This is a genomic window from Pseudomonas sp. 05N431 (genome assembly GCF_056397005.1).
The window spans coordinates 309,925-333,340 of record NZ_JBFTMN010000002.1 but is presented as its reverse complement, the minus strand read 5'-3'; the positions used below and the strand labels follow the sequence as shown (position 1 = coordinate 333,340).

The 23,416-nt window shown below is 56.3% G+C and carries 32 protein-coding genes; 24 read left to right on the top strand and 8 right to left on the bottom strand.

Annotated elements, in window-relative coordinates; genetic code table 11:
- Nucleotides 1-188 precede the first annotated feature (188 nt).
- The 5 genes from AC1DIG_RS04555 (at nucleotide 189) to AC1DIG_RS04535 (ending at nucleotide 3,285) form a co-directional block, all read left to right on the top strand.
- Nucleotides 189-593 (top strand): hypothetical protein, encoded by a 405-nt coding sequence (locus tag AC1DIG_RS04555; RefSeq protein ID WP_477766329.1) that lies wholly within the window; start codon nucleotides 189-191, stop codon nucleotides 591-593.
- A 61-nt stretch (nucleotides 594-654) separates the two neighbouring features.
- Nucleotides 655-1,110 carry a hypothetical protein gene (locus AC1DIG_RS04550; protein ID WP_477766328.1) on the top strand — a complete coding sequence of 152 codons (456 nt, stop codon included), beginning with the start codon at nucleotides 655-657 and terminating at the stop codon, nucleotides 1,108-1,110.
- 24 nt (nucleotides 1,111-1,134) lie between these two features.
- Nucleotides 1,135-1,566 (top strand): Rap1a/Tai family immunity protein, encoded by a 432-nt coding sequence (locus AC1DIG_RS04545; RefSeq protein WP_477766327.1) that lies wholly within the window; start codon nucleotides 1,135-1,137, stop codon nucleotides 1,564-1,566.
- A 56-nt stretch (nucleotides 1,567-1,622) separates the two neighbouring features.
- Complete coding sequence (locus AC1DIG_RS04540) at nucleotides 1,623-2,120, top strand: hypothetical protein (RefSeq protein WP_477766326.1); 498 nt, start codon at nucleotides 1,623-1,625, stop codon at nucleotides 2,118-2,120.
- A 442-nt stretch (nucleotides 2,121-2,562) separates the two neighbouring features.
- A complete protein-coding gene (locus AC1DIG_RS04535; RefSeq protein WP_477766325.1) occupies nucleotides 2,563-3,285 on the top strand; it encodes a metallophosphoesterase in 723 nt (240 codons plus the stop codon).
- Between the two features lie 13 nt (nucleotides 3,286-3,298).
- Here the strand turns inward: AC1DIG_RS04535 and AC1DIG_RS04530 are convergent, their stop codons facing one another.
- Complete coding sequence (locus tag AC1DIG_RS04530; protein ID WP_477766324.1) at nucleotides 3,299-3,481, bottom strand: hypothetical protein; 183 nt, start codon at nucleotides 3,479-3,481, stop codon at nucleotides 3,299-3,301.
- Between the two features lie 203 nt (nucleotides 3,482-3,684).
- Between AC1DIG_RS04530 and AC1DIG_RS04525 the strand changes: the two genes are divergently transcribed.
- The 3 genes from AC1DIG_RS04525 (at nucleotide 3,685) to AC1DIG_RS04515 (ending at nucleotide 5,368) form a co-directional block, all read left to right on the top strand.
- Complete coding sequence (locus AC1DIG_RS04525) at nucleotides 3,685-4,233, top strand: NADPH-dependent FMN reductase (RefSeq protein WP_477766323.1); 549 nt, start codon at nucleotides 3,685-3,687, stop codon at nucleotides 4,231-4,233.
- Nucleotides 4,234-4,393: 160 nt separating this feature from the next.
- Nucleotides 4,394-4,594 (top strand): hypothetical protein, encoded by a 201-nt coding sequence (locus AC1DIG_RS04520; RefSeq protein ID WP_054596642.1) that lies wholly within the window; start codon nucleotides 4,394-4,396, stop codon nucleotides 4,592-4,594.
- 318 nt (nucleotides 4,595-4,912) lie between these two features.
- Nucleotides 4,913-5,368 carry a DUF2214 family protein gene (locus AC1DIG_RS04515; protein ID WP_477766322.1) on the top strand — a complete coding sequence of 152 codons (456 nt, stop codon included), beginning with the start codon at nucleotides 4,913-4,915 and terminating at the stop codon, nucleotides 5,366-5,368.
- Nucleotides 5,369-5,603: 235 nt separating this feature from the next.
- Here AC1DIG_RS04515 and csrA read toward each other — a convergent pair whose 3' ends face one another.
- Nucleotides 5,604-5,798: a carbon storage regulator CsrA gene (csrA, locus tag AC1DIG_RS04510; protein ID WP_007920550.1), complete on the bottom strand. Its 195-nt coding sequence runs from the start codon at nucleotides 5,796-5,798 to the stop codon at nucleotides 5,604-5,606.
- 249 nt (nucleotides 5,799-6,047) lie between these two features.
- On the opposite strand from csrA, the gene AC1DIG_RS04505 reads away from it, so the two are divergent.
- Nucleotides 6,048-6,413, top strand: coding sequence for an SPOR domain-containing protein (locus AC1DIG_RS04505; RefSeq protein WP_477766321.1), 366 nt, complete (start codon nucleotides 6,048-6,050; stop codon nucleotides 6,411-6,413).
- Nucleotides 6,414-6,427: 14 nt separating this feature from the next.
- Here AC1DIG_RS04505 and AC1DIG_RS04500 read toward each other — a convergent pair whose 3' ends face one another.
- The 3 genes from AC1DIG_RS04500 to AC1DIG_RS04490 form a co-directional block, all read right to left on the bottom strand.
- Nucleotides 6,428-7,120 carry an endonuclease gene (locus AC1DIG_RS04500; RefSeq protein ID WP_477766320.1) on the bottom strand — a complete coding sequence of 231 codons (693 nt, stop codon included), beginning with the start codon at nucleotides 7,118-7,120 and terminating at the stop codon, nucleotides 6,428-6,430.
- A gap of 4 nt (nucleotides 7,121-7,124) precedes the next feature.
- On the bottom strand, nucleotides 7,125-7,406 hold the full coding sequence (locus tag AC1DIG_RS04495; protein ID WP_477766319.1) for a DUF1654 domain-containing protein: 282 nt from the start codon (nucleotides 7,404-7,406) through the stop codon (nucleotides 7,125-7,127).
- A 195-nt stretch (nucleotides 7,407-7,601) separates the two neighbouring features.
- Nucleotides 7,602-8,690: an asparaginase gene (locus AC1DIG_RS04490; RefSeq protein ID WP_477766318.1), complete on the bottom strand. Its 1,089-nt coding sequence runs from the start codon at nucleotides 8,688-8,690 to the stop codon at nucleotides 7,602-7,604.
- A 349-nt stretch (nucleotides 8,691-9,039) separates the two neighbouring features.
- Here AC1DIG_RS04490 and AC1DIG_RS04485 point away from each other — a divergent pair, with 349 nt between their 5' ends.
- The 8 genes from AC1DIG_RS04485 to AC1DIG_RS04450 all read left to right on the top strand — a co-directional run bounded on the left by AC1DIG_RS04485 (nucleotide 9,040) and on the right by AC1DIG_RS04450 (nucleotide 16,727).
- On the top strand, nucleotides 9,040-9,495 hold the full coding sequence (locus AC1DIG_RS04485) for a hypothetical protein (protein WP_477766470.1): 456 nt from the start codon (nucleotides 9,040-9,042) through the stop codon (nucleotides 9,493-9,495).
- Nucleotides 9,496-9,728: 233 nt separating this feature from the next.
- The gene (locus AC1DIG_RS04480) at nucleotides 9,729-10,682 is read left to right on the top strand and encodes a substrate-binding domain-containing protein (protein ID WP_477766317.1); all 954 of its coding nucleotides are present in this window, start codon (nucleotides 9,729-9,731) and stop codon (nucleotides 10,680-10,682) included.
- A 57-nt stretch (nucleotides 10,683-10,739) separates the two neighbouring features.
- Nucleotides 10,740-12,293: a sugar ABC transporter ATP-binding protein gene (locus tag AC1DIG_RS04475; RefSeq protein WP_477766316.1), complete on the top strand. Its 1,554-nt coding sequence runs from the start codon at nucleotides 10,740-10,742 to the stop codon at nucleotides 12,291-12,293.
- Nucleotides 12,290-13,288: an ABC transporter permease gene (locus AC1DIG_RS04470; RefSeq protein ID WP_477766315.1), complete on the top strand. Its 999-nt coding sequence runs from the start codon at nucleotides 12,290-12,292 to the stop codon at nucleotides 13,286-13,288. Before AC1DIG_RS04475 ends, AC1DIG_RS04470 begins: the two co-directional genes overlap by 4 nt.
- A 3-nt stretch (nucleotides 13,289-13,291) precedes the next feature.
- Nucleotides 13,292-14,311, top strand: a complete 1,020-nt coding sequence (locus AC1DIG_RS04465; RefSeq protein ID WP_477766314.1) for a LacI family DNA-binding transcriptional regulator — start codon at nucleotides 13,292-13,294, stop codon at nucleotides 14,309-14,311.
- Nucleotides 14,312-14,334: 23 nt separating this feature from the next.
- Nucleotides 14,335-15,252, top strand: coding sequence for a ribokinase (gene rbsK, locus AC1DIG_RS04460; RefSeq protein ID WP_477766313.1), 918 nt, complete (start codon nucleotides 14,335-14,337; stop codon nucleotides 15,250-15,252).
- A complete protein-coding gene (rbsD, locus tag AC1DIG_RS04455) occupies nucleotides 15,249-15,653 on the top strand; it encodes a D-ribose pyranase (RefSeq protein WP_477766312.1) in 405 nt (134 codons plus the stop codon). Before rbsK ends, rbsD begins: the two co-directional genes overlap by 4 nt.
- Before the next feature lie 45 nt (nucleotides 15,654-15,698).
- Nucleotides 15,699-16,727: a nucleoside hydrolase gene (locus AC1DIG_RS04450; protein ID WP_477766311.1), complete on the top strand. Its 1,029-nt coding sequence runs from the start codon at nucleotides 15,699-15,701 to the stop codon at nucleotides 16,725-16,727.
- A 42-nt stretch (nucleotides 16,728-16,769) separates the two neighbouring features.
- On the opposite strand, the gene AC1DIG_RS04445 is transcribed toward AC1DIG_RS04450, so the two are convergent.
- A complete protein-coding gene (locus tag AC1DIG_RS04445) occupies nucleotides 16,770-16,973 on the bottom strand; it encodes a hypothetical protein (protein WP_054596657.1) in 204 nt (67 codons plus the stop codon).
- 128 nt (nucleotides 16,974-17,101) lie between these two features.
- Between AC1DIG_RS04445 and AC1DIG_RS04440 the strand changes: the two genes are divergently transcribed.
- Entirely contained in the window at nucleotides 17,102-17,407 is a 306-nt protein-coding gene (locus AC1DIG_RS04440) for a hypothetical protein (RefSeq protein ID WP_054598288.1), read from the top strand.
- Nucleotides 17,408-17,571: 164 nt separating this feature from the next.
- The gene (locus AC1DIG_RS04435; protein ID WP_477766310.1) at nucleotides 17,572-17,886 is read left to right on the top strand and encodes an I78 family peptidase inhibitor; all 315 of its coding nucleotides are present in this window, start codon (nucleotides 17,572-17,574) and stop codon (nucleotides 17,884-17,886) included.
- 72 nt (nucleotides 17,887-17,958) lie between these two features.
- Here the strand turns inward: AC1DIG_RS04435 and AC1DIG_RS04430 are convergent, their stop codons facing one another.
- Complete coding sequence (locus AC1DIG_RS04430) at nucleotides 17,959-18,171, bottom strand: cold-shock protein (protein ID WP_003179963.1); 213 nt, start codon at nucleotides 18,169-18,171, stop codon at nucleotides 17,959-17,961.
- 293 nt (nucleotides 18,172-18,464) lie between these two features.
- A complete protein-coding gene (locus AC1DIG_RS04425; protein ID WP_145021239.1) occupies nucleotides 18,465-18,764 on the bottom strand; it encodes a hypothetical protein in 300 nt (99 codons plus the stop codon).
- A 386-nt stretch (nucleotides 18,765-19,150) separates the two neighbouring features.
- On the opposite strand from AC1DIG_RS04425, the gene thrS reads away from it, so the two are divergent.
- The 5 genes from thrS (at nucleotide 19,151) to pheS (ending at nucleotide 23,391) form a co-directional block, all read left to right on the top strand.
- Nucleotides 19,151-21,073: a threonine--tRNA ligase gene (gene thrS / locus AC1DIG_RS04420; RefSeq protein WP_019692640.1), complete on the top strand. Its 1,923-nt coding sequence runs from the start codon at nucleotides 19,151-19,153 to the stop codon at nucleotides 21,071-21,073.
- Nucleotides 21,073-21,624, top strand: coding sequence for a translation initiation factor IF-3 (gene infC / locus AC1DIG_RS04415; RefSeq protein WP_169843736.1), 552 nt, complete (start codon nucleotides 21,073-21,075; stop codon nucleotides 21,622-21,624). The genes thrS and infC overlap by 1 nt, the downstream gene beginning before the upstream one ends.
- A 60-nt stretch (nucleotides 21,625-21,684) precedes the next feature.
- On the top strand, nucleotides 21,685-21,879 hold the full coding sequence (rpmI, locus tag AC1DIG_RS04410) for a 50S ribosomal protein L35 (protein WP_002553160.1): 195 nt from the start codon (nucleotides 21,685-21,687) through the stop codon (nucleotides 21,877-21,879).
- A 29-nt stretch (nucleotides 21,880-21,908) separates the two neighbouring features.
- Nucleotides 21,909-22,265: a 50S ribosomal protein L20 gene (gene rplT, locus AC1DIG_RS04405; protein ID WP_007905879.1), complete on the top strand. Its 357-nt coding sequence runs from the start codon at nucleotides 21,909-21,911 to the stop codon at nucleotides 22,263-22,265.
- Nucleotides 22,266-22,374: 109 nt separating this feature from the next.
- The gene (gene pheS / locus AC1DIG_RS04400; protein WP_007905876.1) at nucleotides 22,375-23,391 is read left to right on the top strand and encodes a phenylalanine--tRNA ligase subunit alpha; all 1,017 of its coding nucleotides are present in this window, start codon (nucleotides 22,375-22,377) and stop codon (nucleotides 23,389-23,391) included.
- Nucleotides 23,392-23,416 lie beyond the last annotated feature (25 nt).

The following is a 23,416-nucleotide window of genomic DNA, read 5'->3' as shown; positions in this document are numbered from 1 at the left end:
TCTGTGGCATGTCCAGCGGCTTTTAGTGAGGTGTCACCACCTGTCTTCAGTAGCTGGAGCAGCACCGTCTTGCCAGATACTGTGCGCGCGTACGCCGGTGGCTCTGAGCTCTAGAGGTAAGCTGTGACGTAGTGGCTGATTGCCAAGGTGGGCTGTAAGCTCTGGCGACTACTCACAGGGAACTCATCATGAAGGCATGGGTGACAGCGTTTTCGGCAGCGATCCTGGCGTTGATTCAGATTGATGCGTCAGCACGAGAGCTTATGATTTTCGCTCCTGCGCATGCCTATGTATTTTCCATCGACAAGCCTGAGAAGATTGTAGAAGTTATCAAGGGATTCAATCGGTCCCTACACGACACCAACACGCCGGGTTCTGTGGATCAGTGCAGCATGATTGTTGATCTGCCCAAGGCAGCCGGAGGTAGAGGTGACAGCTATGGGGCTATCTGTAATCACGAGGACGGTAAGGCAGTAACGCCCGTTTTCCTCTGTAACGATGATTTGGTGGGGAATTTTTGGATTACGAAGGGCTTCACGGATACAGTCGAGTGGAAAGTACAAGCGATCTACGATCACTGTTTTGGCGGGTGACGTCATGGCTGCGTGCCAATGCGTGCGGTAAGCTTCGACGATCACACTCAAGGATTTCATCATGAAGGCATGGATGGCGTCGGTTGCACTGTTGGCTCTGGCAGGATGTGCCAATCACCCCATGGACTGTGCAACAGGGCTCATTGCGTGGGATGACTGCCTGCCGGGGACCAAGGGTTACGCAATTCGGCAAGAAAGCCTGAAGAACCTTGCGGTTGCCGAAGGGCATCAGGCGAGCAACGATGATGCTGAATGCCAGTCATTCGGCGCTCAGCCGGGTACGGATACATATGTGAACTGCCGTATCCAATTGAAGAAGATTGCCACTGACCAGCAAATGCAAAACTCGGATCAGAAGCAACGTGCTGCTCAGGCGCTCTTACTGAACCTGCAGAATCAGCAGAATCAACAACAAAAGGCGTATGTGATACCTGTCCAGCAACCAGCTGCACTACCAAAGCAAACACACTGCACTTCGACCGCTTACGGTCAGACAGTCGACACCAACTGTTACTGACAGGGCACACATCAGGAAATCACCATGAAAGCAGGGATAGCGGCAGCGGTTGCGCTGGTGGCGGCGATGGGATGCGGTCAGGCCATGGCTGACGGGAATCAGCTACTCAAGCATTGTCAGGTAGCCGTCAGGAACATGGACGCTGGAGTTAGCGGGAATTACGACACGGGTATGTGCTTCGGGATGGTCCAAGGTGTGACGGAATCGATACTAATCCTTAACGACAGCCTGACAAAAGATTTCAAGCTCTGCCTACCAGTTGGCTCCGAGGGTGTCAGCCGTGGGCAGTCAGTGAAGATCGTTACCAAGTTCTTGAAAGACAATCCTAAGCTACTCAACGAGCACGACTCGCTGCTAATCATGATGGCGTACAAGCAAGCCTACCCCTGCAAGAGCCAATCAAAACAGCTTTCCACAGCGCCATGCCCCCCGCTCCAGGTCAAGAGTGTGACGTGATGGCAAGGTGCCCAAAGAGTCGCTAAGATCAACCAATCACTTTCAAGGGTATCGACATGAAAGCAGGGATAGCGGCAGCGATTGCATTTGTTGGGATCTCCATTTCATCGGCTGCCAGTGCCGACTGGAGTACCTCCACTGAAGACGATATCTTCTCAGGTGGCAAGAAAGCGATGCTTCTCGGCAACATTAGCCCGAACCAAATGGTGGCATTCGACTGCGATTCGGAGGGGCTCTCCCTCGCACTCTTGCAGAAAGAAAAATGGCCGAGCGAGCGAACCAGCTCAGCGTGGAAGCTTCTCATCAAAGTAGACAAAGGTGAGATTCATCACTTCACGGCAGAGAGCGCCAAACGTAATGACGATTACGCTCAGTACGTCACTCACGAGAAAGAGGAAATCCTCAAGGTTTTAGCTGACCTTCGTGAGGCGAAGTCGGTGATTCAACTTGGAATCCAGTCGGAAGAGTTTGACTCTAAATGGTCTGGAACCGTGTCCGCAGGTGGATCTACACGAGAAACAGACAAATTCACACAAGCATGCAAACTGAAGTGAGTAGACCGGCAGCGGCTGACCGACATCAAGCCAGGACCTAAGCCAGCCCGAGAAGATGGTGAGGACGATAGAAGGCGTCACGTAAACCCACCAAACAAACCGAAACATACAACGCTCCCGATACACAAACCTACCAAGCAGTAAGTCGAGACCTGCTGTACGCGGTGGGGCTGCCAAATGTGTTGCACCAATCTGAACTGGGCGCGCTCCACTGCTTGAAGATTTCGCCTCAAACTCGCGTTTGGCACAGAAACCTCAGTAGTGAGCGCCTTCACCGTTTTGAGCTTGTCCTCGTTTCCACCGCGGTGCTACATATCCACGTCAGCATTTGCCTTCGCAAATGGCTGAGTTCGAAGCCTTCAAGGGGGGTAGCATAAGAGTCGCAAGTGAGGCGAATACACTGGATTGAACAGAGCCTTAAGACGGTACCGAGGGTGGCAGCATGACCCAGGTTCGGCGTTTCACAATCAACACCGCGGGCCGCGACTTTGCCGTGGGTGATATTCACGGCCATTTCACCAGGCTTCAGGCGGCACTTGATGCTGTCGGCTTCAACCCCGCAACCGATCGACTCTTCAGTGTTGGCGATATGGTTGACCGCGGCCCCGAATCTACCGACGTTGATGTGTGGCTGGCCAAGCCGTGGTTCTTTGCCGTGCAGGGCAATCATGAGCAAATGGCGGTCGATGGCCATCGGCTCAGCCATAAAGGCCAGGCCAGTTACCTGCACATAATCAACGGTGGTGCGTGGCTGTACGCTCTATCCGGCGCTGAGCAGGCCTTCTATGTCGATCTGTTCGCCGAGCTGCCTATCGCAATTGAAGTAATGACGTCTATAGGGCCGGTGGGAATCGTGCATGCCGATTGCCCGTTCGATGATTGGGCGCAAATGCTTGGCGCCCTTGAGCGGGAGCAAGGTGCAATGCAGCGTAGTGTGCAAACTATCTGCCAGTGGTCGCGTTCTCGCATTACCAGCGAAAACGCTACTGGTGTCAGTGGCATCAGGGCCGTGATCGTTGGCCACACGGTGGTCCTTCAGCCTGCGGTGCTGGGCAATGTCTATCACATCGACACTGGCGGCTGGATGGGCGGCCATTTCACGCTGATTGATCTGGCTACTCTCGAGTGGATGCCGACGGTCAATCCAGAAATGTGCAGCCAGTGAGTGTAGGGGTAGCTCAGGAGGTTGTGTACTCGAGATACAGCCTTTCGAGAGCCTCTTGGTACTTGTCTCCCGTTAAAGACTTTTTCAGGGCTTCCACGACTTCGAGTGCTGAAGCTGCAGCCAGGGCTTCGTTATCTCCCCGGCTTGCGGCACGTTGTCGTGCTGCCGCAATGATTGCATCTTCAGTGGTTTGCATAGTGTTGCCCTCGAAGGACTCAGTCTCACTGATGCCGACAATCCACCACTAATTCTACCTCCGAGATCTGCCATGACAACCAGGCCGACTGACTGCGATGCAATCGAGCGCGGCTGCCGATCGGGATTGCTCTCACGCTAAAGATGGCTTTGGCCTGCGTATGCGACAATTCATTCGTCCACCAAATCATGGAGCGTATACACATGGTGCAACTGCTTGCGATCTCAGGAAGTCTTCGCGCAGCCTCTTCAAACTCAGCGCTACTGCGTGCTGCCGAGAGACTCAGTCCTCAGGGGATGTCGATCAGGCACTACCTGGAGGTGGGTCAATTACCTCATTTCGATCCGGATCTGGCTGACGATCCTCCGCAGATCGTCGCAGAGTTGCGTGGGATTATTGCCGAGGCAGACGGCATTCTAATTTCGTGCCCTGAGTACGCTCGTGGAATTCCGGGCTCGTTCAAGAATGCACTGGATTGGCTCGTGGCCAGTCAGGAGTTCCCCGGTAAGCCGGTAGCACTTTTCAACGCATCGCCGCGGGCGAGTCACGCCCAAGCGGCGCTAAGGCTGGTGTTGGAAACGATGTCCGCGATTATTGTCGAGCCCGCCTCGATAACAGTCGACTTGCTGGCTAAAGGAATGGATGAGGCAGATATCGCAGCGAACCCACAGATCAGTCAACAAATCGTTTCGGCCTTGGGCACACTCAAAAATCAAATTGAGGGTGGTCTTTCTGGAGCTGTTCCTGTTTGAAATCGAATGTTTTTGGTTGATTGCCGATGCTCGGGATTGGCAGCCTGCCTGGAGCGAGAATCGGTTGTTGGGGCGGCGTGCGCCAACTGCCAACTCAAGTGCGGCATGTGCGTGGTTCGGGCGTAAAATAGCTGGGCTACCTCATCAAAAGGAGCCGCATATGAACTCCGACCAAATGAACAGACGTACGGCTGGAGAAAGAGTCGTTTGGGATCAGTATTTTTGTGCTGCGCTGATAGCCGAAAGCAATCTCACGGCGCCGACGATAGGGGGCTCGAAGTCGAGTCACGATGAGTGGCAGAGTCTATTGGTCGACAGGGCCAGGATTCTTGCTGACAAGATGATGGAACACCGGCAATAAACTGAGCCCAGCCATCGCGCTGGGCTCTTCACATGCGTCGGGTAACGACCATCACACAGGCGAAAAAAAACCCGCAGGTGGGCGGGCTTTTGATCGATAGGGGCGTTGATCCTTCAACTGATGCAAGTGTGCTCTGCGGCTCAAGCCCAATCAACTGAATGGCGACGAAACGCCGGAATAAAACAGAGTTGTCTGCCCGTTTGATCGCGACCAATTGAAGGCGGGGCAAGATGCTTGTTTGTCTTGTCGGCGAAGCGAGGCATTTTCGGCTACTACTGACAGGCCGATTATTTTTCGTCTTGAATGGGGAGCAATTCGATGCTGGTTCAATGGTTTCTCGCCGCGGTCCATCTCTTGGCTTATGGCCTGGCGCTCTGGGGAGTTCTGACGCGTGGTATGGCTTTTCGTCGAGTTACCTCGGAGGGTGCGGGGGCTCGCAGTGTTTTGCTGGCAGATAACTTTTGGGGGATCTCTGCACTGATTCTTCTGGTTACCGGCGGGATCCGTGCCTTTGGCGGGTACGAAAAGGGGGCGGACTATTACCTGCATCAACCGCTGTTCCATCTGAAAGTGACTTTATTCGTCATCATCCTGCTGCTTGAGATTGCACCGATGGTGGTCTTGATCAAGTGGCGGATCGCTTTGAGTCGAGGTGCGCCGATTGATGTCGGGCGTGTCGGTCTCTTTGCGCGGATCAGTCATATCGAGGCACTGTTGATTATCCTGATGGTCGTGGCCGCGACAGGCATGGCGCGAGGTGTGACGTTTGGATAGTCGGCTAACGTTGCTGAGCTATGGATTGGAGCGTCCAGGCCGGCTGTGAGGTTTTCACCGGGCTGAATCCGAAGCGTCTGACAGCAAGGTTCATGGCTATGCCGTTAGTATCGGCATCACCGGCGGGGGTGTCGGTGCTGCGCCGTTGTCATGGAGACGGGAGGGGGAGGGCGCGCAGAATCTTTAGCCAGCCGTTGCCGTGAGAGAAAGGGCTGGCTACTGATTGCTGACGGGCTCAGGGGGTTTCGCGCTTGTCCGGCGCAGTAAGGCCCGCCTGAATACGTTGGTAGATTTCTTCGCGATGCACCGCAACGTCTTTCGGGGCATTGATGCCGATTCTGACCTGCTGGCCGCTAACGCCCAGAATGGTGATGGTGATGTCATCACCGATGTTTATGCTTTCACCGACTTTGCGGGTGAGTATCAGCATGATCTTCTCCTTGATAGCTTTGTAGGGCACCTGACTCAGACAATGCAGATGTCGGTAGTACCTATAGATTAGTGCTAAGTGTCACGGTTTGGGTGCCTCTTTCTGACGTGCAGACGCTGCATTAATTCCCAAGGTGCGACTATACAGAGGCGAGAAACATCATTCTCGTTGTTTTGAGGCCTGTTTACCGGGTCGCGGGGCATTCCCGGGTGATAAAATCCTGGCTTTTGGCATTCAGAGGGGAAGGTTGTGCGCAAATTGGCGTTGGTGGTCGCGGTATTGGCGTTGACCGGATGTGGTCAGGAAAAGGCCGCGGAGTCGAAAAAACCTCAGGCACCGGTTGTTTCTGCGCCCGCTGTGGCAGCTGCCCCGCAATGGGATGTTCTGGTTCAGGGCGAGACCGTGCAGGCGATCAGCGATCTCACTGGCTGGCTGATCGAACACAGTTTTGTTTCCTACGTGGTCACGCAAGACGGTAAGCAGAGGGTGCTGGTCGGGCCGTTCAACTCGAAAGCCGAAGCCGAGGCAAGGCAGGTCGAGCTGACTACGGCACTGGCCAAGGCGAAGAAGATGAATATTGAATCAATGGTCATCGAGCACAGCACGGCTCAGTGATTGACTCCGCCTGATTAACCACAAGCCTTCATGTCGACGGGGCCGACGAACTCATTGCCGCGCCCCATCACACACGCGACGCGCTGATTGCGTTGGCGCTCCCAGCTTTGTGCCGGGTAAGTCTTGTTCCAGGCTTCGTACAGTTGCCGATCCTGCTTGGACAGTCGCAAACCGTATTGCTTGCTCATGTAGAAGTAAGTGCGAGCGATCATCCCGCGAATGGATGGGCGGGGCATGACCTTCCTGGCCTTGAAGTCGATCTGCGTCAGGCACGAACCGTATTGCCCGGATTGCACGGGGAGCCAGCCGAAGCTGAAATTGCTGCGGTCCCCGTTGACCTCGCCGATGCTTGGCACCAGATTGTGCAGATCGGCTTCGGCGCGCTGATAGGTCGAGTCGTGGCGTGTGCAGTTCTGGCGACCGCCCTGTTGCCAGCACTGGCGTTGGTGACCGATTTGCCATGCCGGAACGATGTGCTCCCATTCGATACGTGCTGCGCGCTTGGCGTTTTTACGCGGCACGTAACCGCAGGCTTTGAGGTCGACCCGATTGCCCGTGTATTTGCAGCCACAGTAGAACTCGGTGGACTGTGGGGCGTAGAGTGTCCAGGCGACCTTTTTCGCTTCGTTGAAAGTGCGAGGCGCATCGGCCTGAGCACTGACGACAACGAAGAGCAACAACAGCAAAGCAAAACAGCGAACAATCATTGACTCAGTCTTCCTTCGGCACAACCCAGAAAATCTGCACGCCGCCATCGTCGCGATAAGCGAGGGTGACGTTGTCGTTCTCGGCGATTTCCTCGAGCAAGCGTTCCCATTCCTCTACCGGCTCGTCGGGGAGGCGGAAGATCAGGGCAGCCTTGGCTTTTTGGGCGGTCGGGGAGTTGATGATTTTTTGAACGCGCAAACCGAGTCGTTCGTAAGAGCCTGGAGGGTTGGTCGCTGCTGAAGAGGTCGTGGCCACAGGGTGCTCCTTATTAAGCTGTACGTGCATACAGTATTTAACTGTAGGCAATTTCGCAACTGCTTAAAATTCAAGAAAATCCTCTGACAGCGAATTTTTCCGTTTGCTGTAAACCGATTGGTGATTATTCAGAAGTAACGGCAGGGAAGGCGCGAGGTAGATCACTCGCCCGAACGGGCGAGTGGAGGGGCAAGCGTCCGACCGGATCAGGCCGGACGCAATCAATCAGTATTCCCAGAACATCCGTTGCAGCTCTTTGCTGTCCGACGTCTTGGTCAGTGCGACCATCGTCAGGATGCGGGCTTTTTGCGGGTTCAGGTCATGCGCAACAACCCAGTCATACTTGTCGTCTGGCTGTTCGGCGTTGCGCAGGACAAAGCCGCCGGCATTGACGTGGGAAGAACGAATGATCTGCACGCCATCCTTGCGCAGTGCTTGCAAGGTCGGGACGACACGCGAAGACACCGAGCCATTGCCGGTGCCGGCATGGATGATGGCTTTGGCGCCAGATTGGGCCAGGGCCTTGTAAGCAGTGCCGTCGACATTGCCATAGGAATAGGCGATTTCGACGTCAGGCAGGCTCTTGATGGTTTTGATGTCGAACTCCGAATCCATGGTGTGACGCTTGGCTGGCATGCGGAACCAGTAGGATTTGCCTTCGACTACCATGCCCAATGGGCCCCACGCGCTTTTGAACGCTTCAGTCTTGATGTTGATCATTTTGCTGACATCACGACCCGACTGGATCTCATCGTTCATGGTGACCAGCACGCCTTTGCCGCGAGCATCTTTGCTGCCGGCTACGGCAACGGCGTTGTACAGGTTGAGCATGCCGTCAGCCGACATCGCGGTGCCTGGGCGCATCGAGCCGACAACGACGATTGGCTTGTCGGTTTTTTCCACCAGGTTCAGGAAGTAGGCGGTCTCTTCCAGGGTGTCGGTGCCGTGAGTGATAACGATGCCATCGACGTCTTTGCTGTCGGCCAGTTCGGCCACGCGGCGGCCCAGTTGCAGCAGGTTTTCGTTGGTGATGCTTTCGGAGGCGATTTGCATCACTTGCTCGCCGCGAACATTGGCCAGTTGGCTCAGTTCAGGGATGCCGGCGATCAACTGCTCGATCCCGACTTTTGCGGCCTGGTACGTAGCACTGTTGGCCGAGCTGGCGCCAGCACCTGCAATCGTGCCGCCTGTAGCCAGGACGACCACGTTTGCCAGTTTCTGTTTGGTTTCGACTTCTTTTGCTTGCAGTGCAGTGGGGAGGAGCAGCAGGAGGGCCAAAGCGCCCGGAATAAAGGTGTTAAAGGCAGATTTCATTGTTTTCTCTCTAGTAGTGATGACGGTGCTGATGCAGGTTCATCTAGAAACACCCCAAGCAGATCTGTATGCCGGGGTACCCAGTAAGAGCAGGATCTGTACCAGTCATACTTTGGATTGAAAATTTTTTTAACCTTATGATTTATATCAATTTATTGTTTGGTTTTGATGGTGATCGAGGCGATTGTCGTCCGGGTTTCCGAATATGTGTAAGGGAAGTGTTCGGTTGCCCGATATCTCCTACAACGCAAATCTAGGATTCCCACATTTTCGACAGGGCATTAGTGCTAAAGAAAATGGTTCAGGGGTCGATGATCCTTTCAGGATCATTTTTTGTGCAGGAGCTTATATGTCCATTTCAGTTGGTTTTCCAAACGCGGGCGGCATCACAATTGCCGGTAAATCGCTCGCTACAATCAACGCATTTAACGATGCGGCGACAGACGCCGCGACGCAACTGGCGGGTGGCAAGGAAGGTGACAGCAAGCAAGTCAGGACAGGCCCGGTAGGGCAAAACCCGGGCGCGGAGACCCAGGCGGATGACGGTGGTAACCAAAGCATCACGGTGAAGATGCTGCTCAAACGCATGAAGGAACTGCAAGAACAATTGCGTCAGCAACAACAGCAACTGGAGGCTGCCCAAGCGGCGTCATATCCGACGCCGGAAGCCAAGACCACCGCGGTCATGGCGATTCAGGGGCAGATCGCTCAAACCAACGGTGCGCTGATGGAGGTGAGCAGCAGCCTGGTCAAGGAGCTGGGCAAGGGGGCCAATAGCGGTTCGGTGGTCAACACCACGGCATAATCGACATTGCCGTTTTTTTCGCCAACCAGATCACAAGACGGCTTTTTCTGGCCGTTGACAAATGTCAGCAGGGTTCGCATAGTTCGGTCTACGCAAACGTTTGCGCGAGCCGGTCGACGGTTTGATCCCAGTTGGCCGGCGATCCTCGTTCCCACGTATCAGAGCGCTGGTGAACGGATTTGAAGCGTATGCATAAGCGTTGCTCACAATAATCATAAGATCGGAGTGAACTCATGAAGCTGCCATTCGCTGGACGTCTTCTCGCTGTCGCTATGCTGGCTGCCGCATCCACCGTTTTGCCCCTCTCTTCGGCCTTCGCCGACACTGAAAAACCTAAAGTCGCGCTGGTCATGAAGTCACTGGCCAACGAGTTCTTCCTGACCATGGAAGACGGCGCCAAGGATTACCAGAAAGAACATCCTGCCGATTTCGAGCTGATCTCCAACGGGATCAAGGACGAAACGGACACGGCTGGCCAGACGCGCATCGTCGAGCAAATGATTCTGGCCAAGGTCAATGCGCTGGTCATTGCGCCAGCTGACTCCAAGGCTATGGTTCCGGTGATCAAGAAAGCTATCGATGCCGGTATCACTGTGATCAACATCGACAATCAGCTGGACCCGGCCGTCGTCAAAAGCAAGAACATGACCGTACCGTTCGTAGGCCCGGATAACCGCAAAGGCGCGCGTCTGGTCGGCGAGTACCTGGCCAAACAGCTGAAGGCCGGTGACGAAGTCGGCATCATCGAAGGTGTTTCCACCACCACCAATGCCCAGGCTCGCACCGCTGGCTTCAAGGATGCAATGGAAGCGGCGCAGATCAAGGTCGTCTCGTTGCAGTCCGGTGACTGGGAAATCGATAAAGGCAACAAGGTTGCCGCCTCGATACTCAGCGAGTACCCGGAAACCAAGGCCCTGCTGGCGGGTAACGACAGCATGGCGGTCGGTGCCGTTTCGGCGGTGCGCGCAGCAGGCAAGGCGGGCAAGGTGCAAGTGGTCGGTTACGACAATATCAATGCCATCAAACCAATGCTCAAGGACGGCCGCGTATTGGCGACTGCCGATCAGTTTGCCGCCAAGCAAGCAGTGTTTGGCATTGAAACCGCACTGAAAATACTCAAGGGCGAGAAGGTCGACAGTGGCACCAATGGCGTAATCGAAACTCCGGTTGAGCTGGTTACCAAGTAGTCATTCTGGCGACACAACGGCGCTCGCTCGGAAGGGCGAGCGCATGGAGAGTTTTTTATGTCAGTTTGTGCCCCGAACGCAGTCCTTTCGGTCAGCGGTGTCGGCAAGACGTATGCGCAACCGGTGTTGACCGGCATTGACCTGACGCTGATGCGTGGTGAAGTGCTGGCGTTGACCGGCGAGAACGGTGCTGGCAAAAGCACGCTGTCGAAAATCATTGGCGGGCTAGTCACTCCGACCACCGGTCAAATGCAATTCCAGGGACGCGATTACCGTCCTGGCAGCCGAACCCAGGCTGAAGAGCTGGGCATACGCATGGTCATGCAGGAGCTCAATCTGCTGCCGACCTTGTCTGTCGCGGAAAACCTGTTTCTCGATAACCTGCCCAGCAATGGCGGATGGATTAGCCGCAAGCAACTGCGCAAAGCGGCAATCGCCGCGATGGCTCAGGTCGGGCTCGATGCGATCGATCCGGACACGCTGGTCGGTGAGCTGGGGATCGGTCATCAGCAAATGGTCGAGATCGCGCGCAACCTGATCGGCGACTGCCATGTACTGATTCTCGATGAGCCGACGGCGATGTTGACGGCTCGCGAAGTCGAGATGCTCTTCGAGCAAATCACCCGCCTGCAAGCCCGTGGCGTGGCGATCATTTACATTTCCCATCGGCTGGAAGAGCTGGCGCGGGTTGCTCAGCGCATCGCGGTATTGCGTGACGGCAATCTGGTCTGCGTCGAGCCGATGGCCAACTACAACAGCGAGCAACTGGTTAATCTGATGGTCGGCCGCGAGTTGGGCGAGCACATCGATCTGGGCCCTCGACACATCGGTGCACCGGCGCTGACCGTCAAAGGACTGAGTCGTTCGGACAAGGTTCGCGATGTGTCTTTCGAGGTGCGCAGCGGCGAGATTTTCGGAATATCCGGTTTGATCGGGGCAGGGCGTACGGAGCTGCTGCGGCTGATCTTCGGTGCCGATGCGGCAGACAGTGGCACGGTCGCGCTGGGTTCGCCGGCGCAAGTGGTGAGCATTCGTTCGCCCGCCGATGCGGTCGGTCACGGCATTGCCCTGATCACCGAGGATCGCAAAGGCGAAGGCCTGCTACTGACTCAGTCGATCAGCGCCAACATCGCCCTGGGCAATATGCCGATGATCTCCAGTGGTGGCATTGTGAATGCGGGTGACGAGATGGCGCTGGCGCAGCGTCAGATCGATGCCATGCGCATTCGCAGTTCCAGTCCTGCGCAACTGGTTAGCGAGCTGTCGGGTGGCAATCAACAGAAGGTGGTGATCGGCCGCTGGCTTGAGCGCGAGTGTTCGGTGCTGTTGTTCGATGAGCCGACTCGCGGTATCGATGTCGGTGCCAAGTTCGATATTTATGCGTTGCTCGGCGAGTTGACGCGCCAGGGCAAGGCGCTGGTGGTGGTGTCCAGCGATCTGCGCGAGCTGATGTTGATTTGCGACCGTATTGGCGTGTTGTCGGCCGGACGCTTGATCGACACCTTCGAACGCGACAGCTGGACTCAGGATGATTTGCTTGCCGCCGCTTTTGCCGGCTACCAAAAACGTGATGCGTTGCTCCATGAAGCGGCGCCTAGGGATCTCCCATGAAAACTGCAATGTCTGCTGGCAAACCCGTAGTGTCTGCTGGCAAGCGTAGTGGCAATTTTTACGGCCTCGGTACCTACCTTGGCCTGGCCGGTGCCTTGCTGGCGATGATTGCGCTGTTCTCGGTCTTGAGCAGCCATTTCCTCTCTTATGACACTTTCAGCACGCTGGCCAACCAGATCCCGGACCTGATGGTGCTCGCAGTCGGCATGACGTTCGTGTTGATCATCGGCGGCATCGACCTTTCGGTGGGTTCGGTACTGGCCTTGGCGGGCTCGACCGTCAGCGTGGCAATCCTCGGCTGGGGTTGGAGCGTCTTGCCGGCAGCGCTGCTGGGCATGGCCGCTGCCGCAGCGGCCGGGACCATCACCGGTTCAATCACTGTGGCCTGGCGCATCCCGTCATTCATTGTTTCGCTGGGTGTGCTGGAGATGGCTCGCGGCGTTGCCTATCAGATGACAGGCTCGCGCACGGCCTACATCGGTGATGCCTTTGCCTGGCTGTCCAATCCGATTGCCTTGGGTATTTCACCGTCATTCATTATCGCGTTGCTGGTTATCTTCATCGCCCAGGCGGTGTTGACCCGTACCGTGTTCGGTCGCTACCTGATCGGTATCGGCACCAACGAGGAAGCTGTGCGTCTGGCGGGTATCAACCCAAAACCCTACAAGATTCTGGTGTTCAGCCTGATGGGGTTGCTGGCGGGTATTGCCGCGCTGTTCCAGATTTCGCGTCTGGAAGCGGCGGACCCGAATGCCGGTTCCGGCCTGGAGCTGCAAGTCATCGCTGCCGTGGTGATCGGTGGCACCAGCCTGATGGGCGGTCGTGGCTCGGTGATCAGCACCTTCTTCGGTGTCTTGATCATTTCTGTACTGGCTGCCGGGTTGGCGCAAATCGGCGCGACCGAACCGACCAAACGTATCATCACCGGCGCAGTGATCGTGGTTGCAGTGGTGTTGGACACCTACCGCAGCCAACGTGCAAGTCGACGGAGCTGAATCATGGCAACGATCAAGGATGTAGCAGCGCTCGCGGGGATCTCCTACACCACGGTTTCCCACGTGGTAAACAAGACCCGGCCGGTCAGTGAAGAAGCTCGGCTCAAGGTCGAGGCCGCGATCAAAAGCCTGGACTACGTGCCCAGTGCCGTGGCGCGCTCGCTCAAAGCAAAAACCACCGCGACCATCGGTCTGCTGGTGCCCAACAGCCTCAACCCGTACTTCGCGGAGTTGGCCCGTGGTATCGAAGATTACTGCGAGCGTAATGGCTATTGCGTGATCCTCTGCAACTCCGACGACAACCCGGACAAGCAGCGCAGTTACCTGCGCGTGCTGTTGGAAAAACGCATTGACGGGCTGATTGTCGCGTCCGCTGGCGGCGATAGCGGGTTGGCGCAAGGGCTAGCGGGCGTGCGTACGCCGATGGTGATCGTCGACCGTGGGTTGGAGGGGCTCGATGCGGACATGGTGCGCATCGATCATGAATACGGCGCTTATCTTGCGACCCGGCATTTGCTCGAACTGGGCCATCGCGACATCGCCACCATCGGCGGTCCGGCACATACCAGCGTGGCGCAGATGCGTCTGGCAGGTTACTGCCGGGCCTTGCAAGAGGCAGGCGTCGAAGTGCCGAAAGAGCGGATGCTCGAAAGTGATTTCACCAGCACCGGTGGTTACAGCGCGGCGACAATATTGCTGGAAAAGAACCCGCCCAGCGCAATTTTTGCCGGCAACGACATGATCGGTATCGGCGTACTGCGGGCCGCCGCCGAGCGCAATGTCCGGGTGCCCAGCGAGCTGTCGGTCATCGGTTTCGACGATATTCAGATGAGCCGTTATGTCTATCCAGCGCTGACCACCGTCGGCCAGTCGATCCTGCAGCTTGGCGAAATGGCTGCGGAGGTCCTGTTGCGACGGATCGCGACCCCTGAACTGGCGACCGATCAGCGGATCGTGAGGCCCAGCATTGTCATGCGAGAGTCGACCGCGCCGCTGGCCGGCGTATTCGACCAATACCGCTGAAGCGAATTGATGAGTAGGGATGTATGCCAGCAAAAGTAGTGGTTGTAGGCAGTCTGAACATGGACCTGGTAACCCGCGCCCAGCGGTTGCCGCATGCAGGAGAAACGCTGCATGGCGAGTCGTTTGCCACCGTGTCGGGCGGCAAGGGCGCTAATCAGGCGGTCGCGTCTGCCCGACTGGGTGCGCAGGTGTCGATGATCGGCTGCGTGGGTGACGATGCTTATGGCGAGCAGTTGCGCGCTGCGCTGCTGGCAGAACAGATCGATTGTCAGGCGCTGACATCGGTCGAGGGTTCCAGCGGCGTGGCGCTGATCGTGGTCGATGACAACAGCCAGAATGCGATTGTCATCGTTGCGGGTGCCAACGGTCAGCTGACACCTGGCATGGTCGCGGGGTTCGATACGGTGCTTGCGGCGGCCGACGTGATCATCTGTCAGCTGGAAGTGCCGATGCACACGGTTGGTTATGTTCTCAAGCGTGGTCGTGAGCTGGGCAAGACGGTGATCCTGAATCCGGCGCCGGCAACGAGCCCATTGCCGGCCGACTGGTATTCGTCAGTCGATTACCTGATCCCCAATGAAAGCGAAGCTTCGGCCCTGAGCGGTTTGCCGGTGGACTCTCTGGAGAGCGCCGAGCTGGCCGCGAGCCGATTGATCGCCGCCGGTGCCGGCAAGGTCATCATCACGTTGGGGCCCCTGGGTTCATTGTTCGCCAACGGACAGAGTGTTGAACATTTTCCGGCACCCAAGGTCAAGGCAGTCGACACCACCGCGGCTGGCGACACCTTTGTCGGCGGTTTTGCCGCGGCCCTGGCCGCTGGCAAAAGCGAAGTCGAGGCCATTCGTTTTGGTCAGGTCGCCGCCGCCTTGTCGGTGACGCGGGCCGGTGCGCAACCCTCGATTCCTTCCTTGTCAGACGTACAGGCCTTTAAAGCATCATGAAAAAAACACCCTTGCTCAATATCGCGTTGTCACGGCTGATTGCCTCTCTGGGCCATGGCGACATGGTCGTGATTGGCGATGCCGGTCTGCCGGTGCCGCCCGGGGTTGAGTTGATCGACCTGGCATTGACCCAGGGCATTCCGGATTTTGTCAGTACCTTGCGCGTCGTGCTCAGTGAGATGCAGGTGGAAAGCCATGTGCTGGCCGAAGAAATCCTGCTCAAGCAGCCGCCGGCGCTGCAGGCGATCGACGAGTTGACGGCCAATGCCGCGATGGGCCAGCGGCGGTTGCTGAGTCATGACGAGTTCAAGCTCCTTAGCCGACAGGCGCGGGCGATTGTTCGTACGGGCGAATGTCAGCCGTACTGCAACATCGTGCTGGTCGCTGGAGTGACTTTCTAGTCCGCCATATCCCGATTTGATTTACCCACGCACAAGGAGTGCGCTATGCACCGCTATGCTCAAAGACTGCATCACCTGATCCGGAGTCTGCTGCTTTTGTCCTTGCTCACCGCTACAGGCGCCCACGCGGCGGAAAAGATTGATCTGATCATCGACACCGATCCGGGTGCCGATGACGTCGTTGCGCTGCTGTTTGCCCTGGCGTCGCCCGAAGAACTGAACATTCGCGCATTGACCACCGTCGCCGGTAACGTGCGCCTGGACAAAACCTCGCGTAATGCGCGGCTGGCCCGCGAGTGGGCTGGGCGCGAAGAGGTGCCGGTCTATGCGGGTGCACCGAAACCGCTGATGCGCACGCCAATCTATGCCGAGAACATTCATGGCAAGGAAGGCCTGTCGGGTGTCACGGTGCACGAGCCGAAGAAAGGTCTGGCCAAAGGCGATGCGGTCAGTTATCTGATTGACACGTTGCGCGCGGCCAGGCCTCACAGCATCACTATCGCAATGCTCGGGCCGCAGACCAACCTGGCGCTGGCATTAATTCAGGATCCGGAAATCACCCAAGGCATCAAGGAAGTGGTGATCATGGGTGGTGCGCATTTCAACGGCGGCAACATTACCCCGGTGGCCGAGTTCAATCTGTTCGCTGATCCGCATGCCGCTGAAGTGGTCCTCAAGAGCGGTGTCAAGCTGACCTATTTGCCGCTGGACGTCACCCACAAGATCCTGACCAGTGATGCTCGTCTGAAGCAGATTGCCGCGCTGAACAATAACGCCAGCAAGCTGGTGGGCGATATTCTCAACGAATACGTCAAAGGCGACATGGAACACTACGGTATTCCAGGTGGCCCGGTGCATGACGCTACGGTGATCGCGTACCTGCTCAAGCCGGAACTGTTTACCGGTCGTGCGGTGAACGTGGTCGTCGACAGTCGCGAAGGGCCGACCTTTGGCCAGACCATCGTTGACTGGTACGACGGCCTGAAAGCTCCGAAGAACGCCTTCTGGGTCGCGAACGGCGATGCACAGGGCTTCTTTGACTTGCTGACGGCGCGTCTCGCCCGTCTCAAGTAAGTCATACCCCCGCAGGTGCCAGCCTGCGGGGTTTTACTCCCTTTACGTGTGGGCGGCGCCCATGTCGTCGATGGGGTACTTCTCGAATACCTGTTCGATGAACTGTTGAGCGGCTTTCGTGCCCAGGTCCTTGACCAGCAGGTCTATGCCAATGATTGCCAGCTCTTCCGGGGTGCTGGGGCTGTAAGAGCTGTGGCCTTGGGGCCAGCTGACTTTGATGTCGGCGTCGATGGTCACGGTGGTCATGAGTGTCTCGCGAGGTCGGGAAGTCTGTCTGTCGAGTTAACCACCTTGCGCAGCTTTTGGCACTCCGACTTAGGCGTGAACGGAGGGCTATGCGACACTTGGGCTTTGTAGATTTCAAGGACAGCGCTGTGCAGATTGATTTGAATACCCCGGACGGCTTGACGCTAGAGGCAGTGCGCCAGCTGCTGGCGTCTGCCAGCGACGATACGCACACCCAGTTACGGGTCACCAAGTCAGGGATTGCCTACATTTCGTCAGGTGTTGTCGGCGGAACGGATATCGACGGGCTGCTGTTTCGCCTTGAGACGTGGGCCAAGGGCTCCGGGTATGTAGGCATGGTTGCCGCCAGTGATGAGGTCTGGGTCATGCAGATATTCAACGCATTGAAGCAGAACTGGCCGAAGCCACCCTTTGATTACATCGATATCTACTGAGCCTGCTCATATTCAGTCACGATTGCGCACTGAACAGCAGGTGATAGCTCAGGCAAACTTGCGTGTTTGACGGCTTTGAAGGCGGGGGGATGGTACTGACCATGAAACCAAACGCCCAAACGACTGTCGCACGAATGCAGTTCAACTATTGAAAAGGAGGCGTCATGCCTTGGAAGCTCGCGTCATTGGGTACTTTGCTGGTCGCCGGCATGTTGGCGGGTTGCAGCAGTACCTCCGAGTCGGCAAAAAGCCCTGTGGTGGCCGAGGCTGGTAGCGGCCGTTGTGAGGCAAAGGCTGCTGAATTCACCGTTGGCCAAAAGGCTTCGCCAGAATTGCTGGAGCAGGCCCGCACGCGTTCCGGGTCGCAGACTGCACGAGTTCTCAGGCCGAACGACATGATCACTCTGGAATACCGTTCGGATCGTTTGAACCTCAACACCGACGCCAGCCTGATCATTACCCGCGTCAACTGCGGCTGATCGCTTCAGGCTTTTGTTGCGTCCATAAAAAACCCCGTCACATGGACGGGGTTTTTTTAGTGCGCCAGGAAATTACTCTGGGCGAACTTGTGCAGCTTGCATACCCTTTTGGCCTTTCTCAGCCACGAAGGAAACGGTTTGGCCTTCTTTCAGGCTTTTGAAACCGTCGCTTTCGATAGCTTTGAAGTGTACGAACAGGTCGTCACCGCCACCTTGAGGAGTGATGAAGCCGAAGCCTTTTTCATCGTTGAACCATTTAACGGTGCCGGTTTGGCGATTAGACATGGTGTATCTCCAAGAAACATATATTTTCAGTAGTGCTGTGCTGCTCAGGCCAACTGGGCACACCGGAGTATCATAGTCGAAATGTTCGATTTGGGAGCCCCCCGGACGTGCTGTTTGCCTTCGTATCGTCTGTTCTTTGTCACTGTATATGGCTGGAAGCCCCGGTTTAAAAGGGTTTCAGCCAGATACACGCCCTGTAAAAAAAGCTGTAAAAGCTGCGTAATTTGTCTGAAATAGTGGCTTTTCAGCTGTTTTTTACTCGCCAGGGCCGGTGTTTTTAGCCCTGCGGCAGCTTATTTAACGACTCTGCAGGCCGCAATGGCGTCCAGCGCCTTGGTTCGCAGCTCCGCACTCGGCTGTTTTGTCTTGCTCATCAGCTCGCTGATTTCGGCAGTCGTAAACTTCTCGTTCAGCTTGTCCGCGCCACAGGCACAATGTTGTTCGGCTGTTTTCTGGTCGACGCTCTGACTGGCGGCACCAACGCAGTCCTTCATATAGCTTTCGCGAACCCCGGCAGGCCAGGCAGCCTGCGCGCTCAGCGGGAGCAGCATGATCAGTGGGGAGGCAAGGGCGATAAGGCGGATAAGACGCATAGCTGGAACTCCATGAGGTCGATAATGTGTGGCGATTCTCAGCCTATTTGAGGTGGGCCGTACATCTCAAGTTCACTTTTTTGATGCAAAAGCCCTGAATTCAGCGTTGGCCAAACAAGGTCGCGGCGACGACCGTTCATCTGTGCTAGGATCCAGCGCTTGGGTATTTTCAGGCTCTGGACGATCTGTTCGCCAGTAGCGGCCAATACCCGAATAACCCTGATTTGATCTCCAGTCACTCTGGTTCGGTTTCCGGTTGGCCGCAAGGCTCCTGCCGCTGTAAGGCAGGCGTTCATTATTGAATGGCCTGGACTGAATCGCGTACTGGCTGCTCATCCCAACCCACGTGACCTTTGGTAGGGGTCACCACTAGGAGAGGAGGCGCCATGCCCACTATTACTCTTCCCGACGGCAGTCAACGTTCCTTCGATCATCCGGTTTCCGTAGCCGAGGTCGCGGCCTCCATTGGTGCCGGTCTGGCCAAGGCCACCGTGGCCGGCAAGGTCAACGGCAAACTGGTTGACGCCAGCGATGTCATCGACAGCGACGCGACCCTGCAAATCATCACGCCCAAGGATGAAGAGGGGGTGGAGATCATTCGCCACTCTTGCGCTCACCTGATTGGCCACGCGGTCAAGCAGCTGTACCCGACGGCGAAAATGGTGATCGGTCCGGTCATCGATGAAGGCTTCTATTACGACATCGCCTACGAGCGTCCTTTTACTCCGGACGACCTGGCGGCGATCGAGCAGCGCATGCACCTGCTGATCGAAAAAGATTACGACGTCATCAAGAAAGTCACTCCGCGTGCCGAAGTGATCGACGTGTTCACCAGTCGCGGCGAAGACTACAAACTGCGCCTGGTCGAAGACATGCCGAACGAGCAGGCCATGGGCCTGTACTATCACGAAGAATACGTCGACATGTGCCGCGGTCCGCACGTGCCGAACACCCGCTTCCTGAAATCCTTCAAGCTGACCAAGCTGTCCGGTGCCTACTGGCGCGGCGATGCCAAAAACGAGCAGTTGCAGCGCGTTTACGGCACTGCCTGGGCTGACAAGAAGCAACTGGCGGCTTACATCCAGCGTATCGAAGAAGCTGAAAAGCGCGACCATCGCAAGATCGGCAAGCGTCTCGGCCTGTTCCATACCCAGGAAGAAGCGCCGGGCATGGTTTTCTGGCACCCGAACGGCTGGACCCTGTACCAGGTACTCGAGCAGTACATGCGCCAGGTTCAGCGTGAAAACGGCTACCTGGAGATCAAGACTCCGCAAGTGGTTGACCGTAGCCTGTGGGAGAAATCCGGGCACTGGGCCAACTACGCCGAGAACATGTTCACCACGCAGTCGGAAAGCCGCGACTACGCGATCAAGCCAATGAACTGCCCTTGCCACGTGCAAGTGTTCAATCAGGGCCTGAAAAGCTACCGCGAACTGCCGATGCGTCTGGCCGAATTCGGTGCTTGCCACCGTAACGAGCCGTCCGGTGCGCTGCACGGCATCATGCGCGTGCGCGGGTTCACCCAGGATGATGCGCACATCTTCTGTACTGAAGAGCAGATGCAGGCCGAATCCGCTGCGTTCATCAAGCTGACCATGGATGTCTACGCCGATTTCGGCTTTACCGACGTCGAAATGAAGCTGTCCACTCGTCCGGAAAAACGCGTCGGCTCCGATGAGCTTTGGGATCGCGCAGAATCGGCGCTGGCCTCAGCCCTTGATAGTGCGGGCCTGCCGTACGATCTGCAGCCAGGCGAGGGTGCTTTCTACGGTCCGAAAATCGAGTTCTCGCTAAAAGATTGCCTCGGTCGTGTCTGGCAATGTGGTACCTTGCAGCTCGATTTTAACCTGCCGATCCGTCTGGGAGCCGAATACGTCTCCGAAGACAACAGTCGCAAGCACCCGGTAATGTTGCACCGGGCGATCCTGGGTTCCTTCGAGCGTTTCGTCGGGATTCTGATCGAGCATTACGAGGGCGCGTTCCCTGCGTGGCTGGCTCCGACTCAGGCAGTGATCATGAATATCACTGATAAACAGGCAGATTTTGCCGCTGAAGTTGAAAAAACTCTCAATCAAAGCGGTTTTCGTGCCAAGTCTGACTTGAGAAATGAAAAGATCGGCTTTAAAATCCGCGAGCATACTTTGCTCAAGGTTCCCTATCTCTTGGTTATTGGAGATCGGGAAGTCGAGATGCAGACTGTCGCTGTGCGTACTCGTGAAGGTGCTGACCTGGGCTCGATGCCCGTCGCCCAGTTCGCTGAGTTCCTCGCGCAAGCGGTTTCCCGGCGTGGTCGCCCAGATTCGGAGTAATTATTATTAAGCGTGAAATGAGACAAGATAAACGAGCTGCACCGAAAGCCCCGATCAACGAGAATATCTCGGCACGCGAGGTTCGGTTAATTGGCGCTGACGGCGAGCAGATTGGCATCGTCTCGATTGATGAAGCGCTTCGTATTGCTGAAGAAGCCAAGCTTGATCTGGTAGAAATCTCCGCAGACGCAGTCCCACCGGTTTGCCGTGTGATGGACTACGGCAAATCGATCTTCGAAAAGAAGAAGCAGATTGCTGCGGCGAAGAAAAACCAGAAGCAGATTCAGGTTAAAGAAATCAAGTTTCGTCCAGGGACGGAGGAAGGGGATTACCAGGTAAAACTGCGCAACCTGGTACGTTTCCTGAGTGACGGGGACAGGGCCAAGGTATCCTTGCGATTCCGCGGCCGTGAGATGGCCCACCAGGAGCTGGGGATGGAACTCCTCAAGCGGGTTGAAGGTGACCTGCTCGAGTACGGTTCGGTCGAACAGCATCCTAAGATGGAAGGACGCCAGCTGATCATGGTCATCGCCCCGAAAAAGAAGAAGTAATCAACAGGGCACGGCAGGCCTTGCGATTATGTTTATCAACTGAATGCGGAGTATCCGAACATGCCAAAGATGAAAACTAAAAGTGGTGCTGCTAAGCGGTTTCTGAAAACTGCTAACGGTATCAAGCACAAGCACGCTTTCAAGAGCCACATCCTGACCAAAATGTCGACCAAGCGTAAGCGTCAACTGCGCGGTAGCAGCTTGCTGCATCCGTCTGACGTGGCAAAAGTCGAGCGCATGCTGCGCCTTCGTTAATTTTTGGTTAAGAATAGAGGAAGTAACTCATGGCTCGTGTAAAGCGTGGCGTCATTGCCCGTAAACGTCACAAAAAAATTCTGAAACTTGCTAAAGGCTACTACGGCGCTCGCTCGCGCGTATTCCGTGTTGCCAAGCAAGCGGTAATCAAGGCAGGCCAATACGCCTACCGTGACCGTCGTCAGAAAAAACGTCAGTTCCGCGCTCTGTGGATCGCTCGTATCAACGCTGGTGCACGTATCAACGGTCTGTCCTACAGCCGTTTCATCGCCGGCCTGAAAAAAGCGTCCATCGAGATCGACCGTAAGGTTCTGGCTGATCTGGCAGTGAACGAAAAAGCGGCGTTTGCTGCGATTGTCGAGAAAGCTAAAGCCACCTTGGCTTAAGTACCCCCGACAGTCACCCGGCCTCACCTCTGTGGGGCCAGGTGTTAAACGTCATAAATAGGGGAAGAGCCTTCAAGCTCTTCCCCTATTTTGTATCTGGAGTCTGTACATGGAAAACCTGGATGCGCTGGTCTCTCAAGCACTAGAGGCTGTGCAAAGCGCTGAAGATATCAATGCCCTGGAGCAAATCCGGGTTCACTACCTTGGCAAAAAGGGCGAATTGACTCAGGTGATGAAGACCCTGGGGAATTTGCCGGCAGAAGAGCGTCCGCAAGTCGGCGCCCTGATTAACGTTGCCAAGGAGCGTGTCACAGAGGTTCTCAATGCGCGCAAGGCACTGTTTGAAGAGGCCGATCTGGCCGCCAAACTGTCCGCCGAGTCCATTGACGTGACCCTGCCTGGCCGTGGTCAGACCTCGGGTGGTCTGCATCCGGTTACTCGCACTCTGGAACGTATCGAACAGTTTTTCACCCATATCGGCTACGGCATCGCCGAAGGCCCTGAGGTCGAAGACGACTATCACAACTTCGAGGCGCTCAACATCCCAGGCCATCACCCGGCCCGGTCGATGCATGACACCTTCTATTTCAATGCCAACATGTTGCTGCGCACCCATACCTCGCCGGTACAGGTCCGCACCATGGAATCGAAACAGCCGCCGATCCGCATCGTCTGCCCAGGCCGTGTGTACCGCAGCGACTCCGATATCACCCACTCGCCGATGTTCCACCAGGTCGAAGGCTTGCTGGTCGACCGCGACATCAACTTCGCTGACCTGAAAGGGACCATCGAAGAGTTCCTGCGCGTGTTCTTCGAAAAAGAACTGGCAGTGCGTTTCCGCCCTTCGTATTTCCCGTTCACCGAGCCGTCCGCCGAAGTCGACATGGAATGCGTGATGTGCAGCGGTAAAGGTTGCCGCGTCTGCAAGCAGACTGGCTGGCTGGAAGTGATGGGCTGCGGCATGGTTCACCCGAACGTGCTGCGCATGTCCGGGATCGACCCGGAAGAGTTTTCGGGCTTTGCCTTCGGCATGGGCGTTGAACGTCTGGCCATGCTGCGTTACGGCGTGAACGACTTGCGTCTGTTCTTCGACAACGACTTGCGGTTCCTCGCGCAATTTCGCTAGTCGTAACGAATTCTTAGGAGAGCAG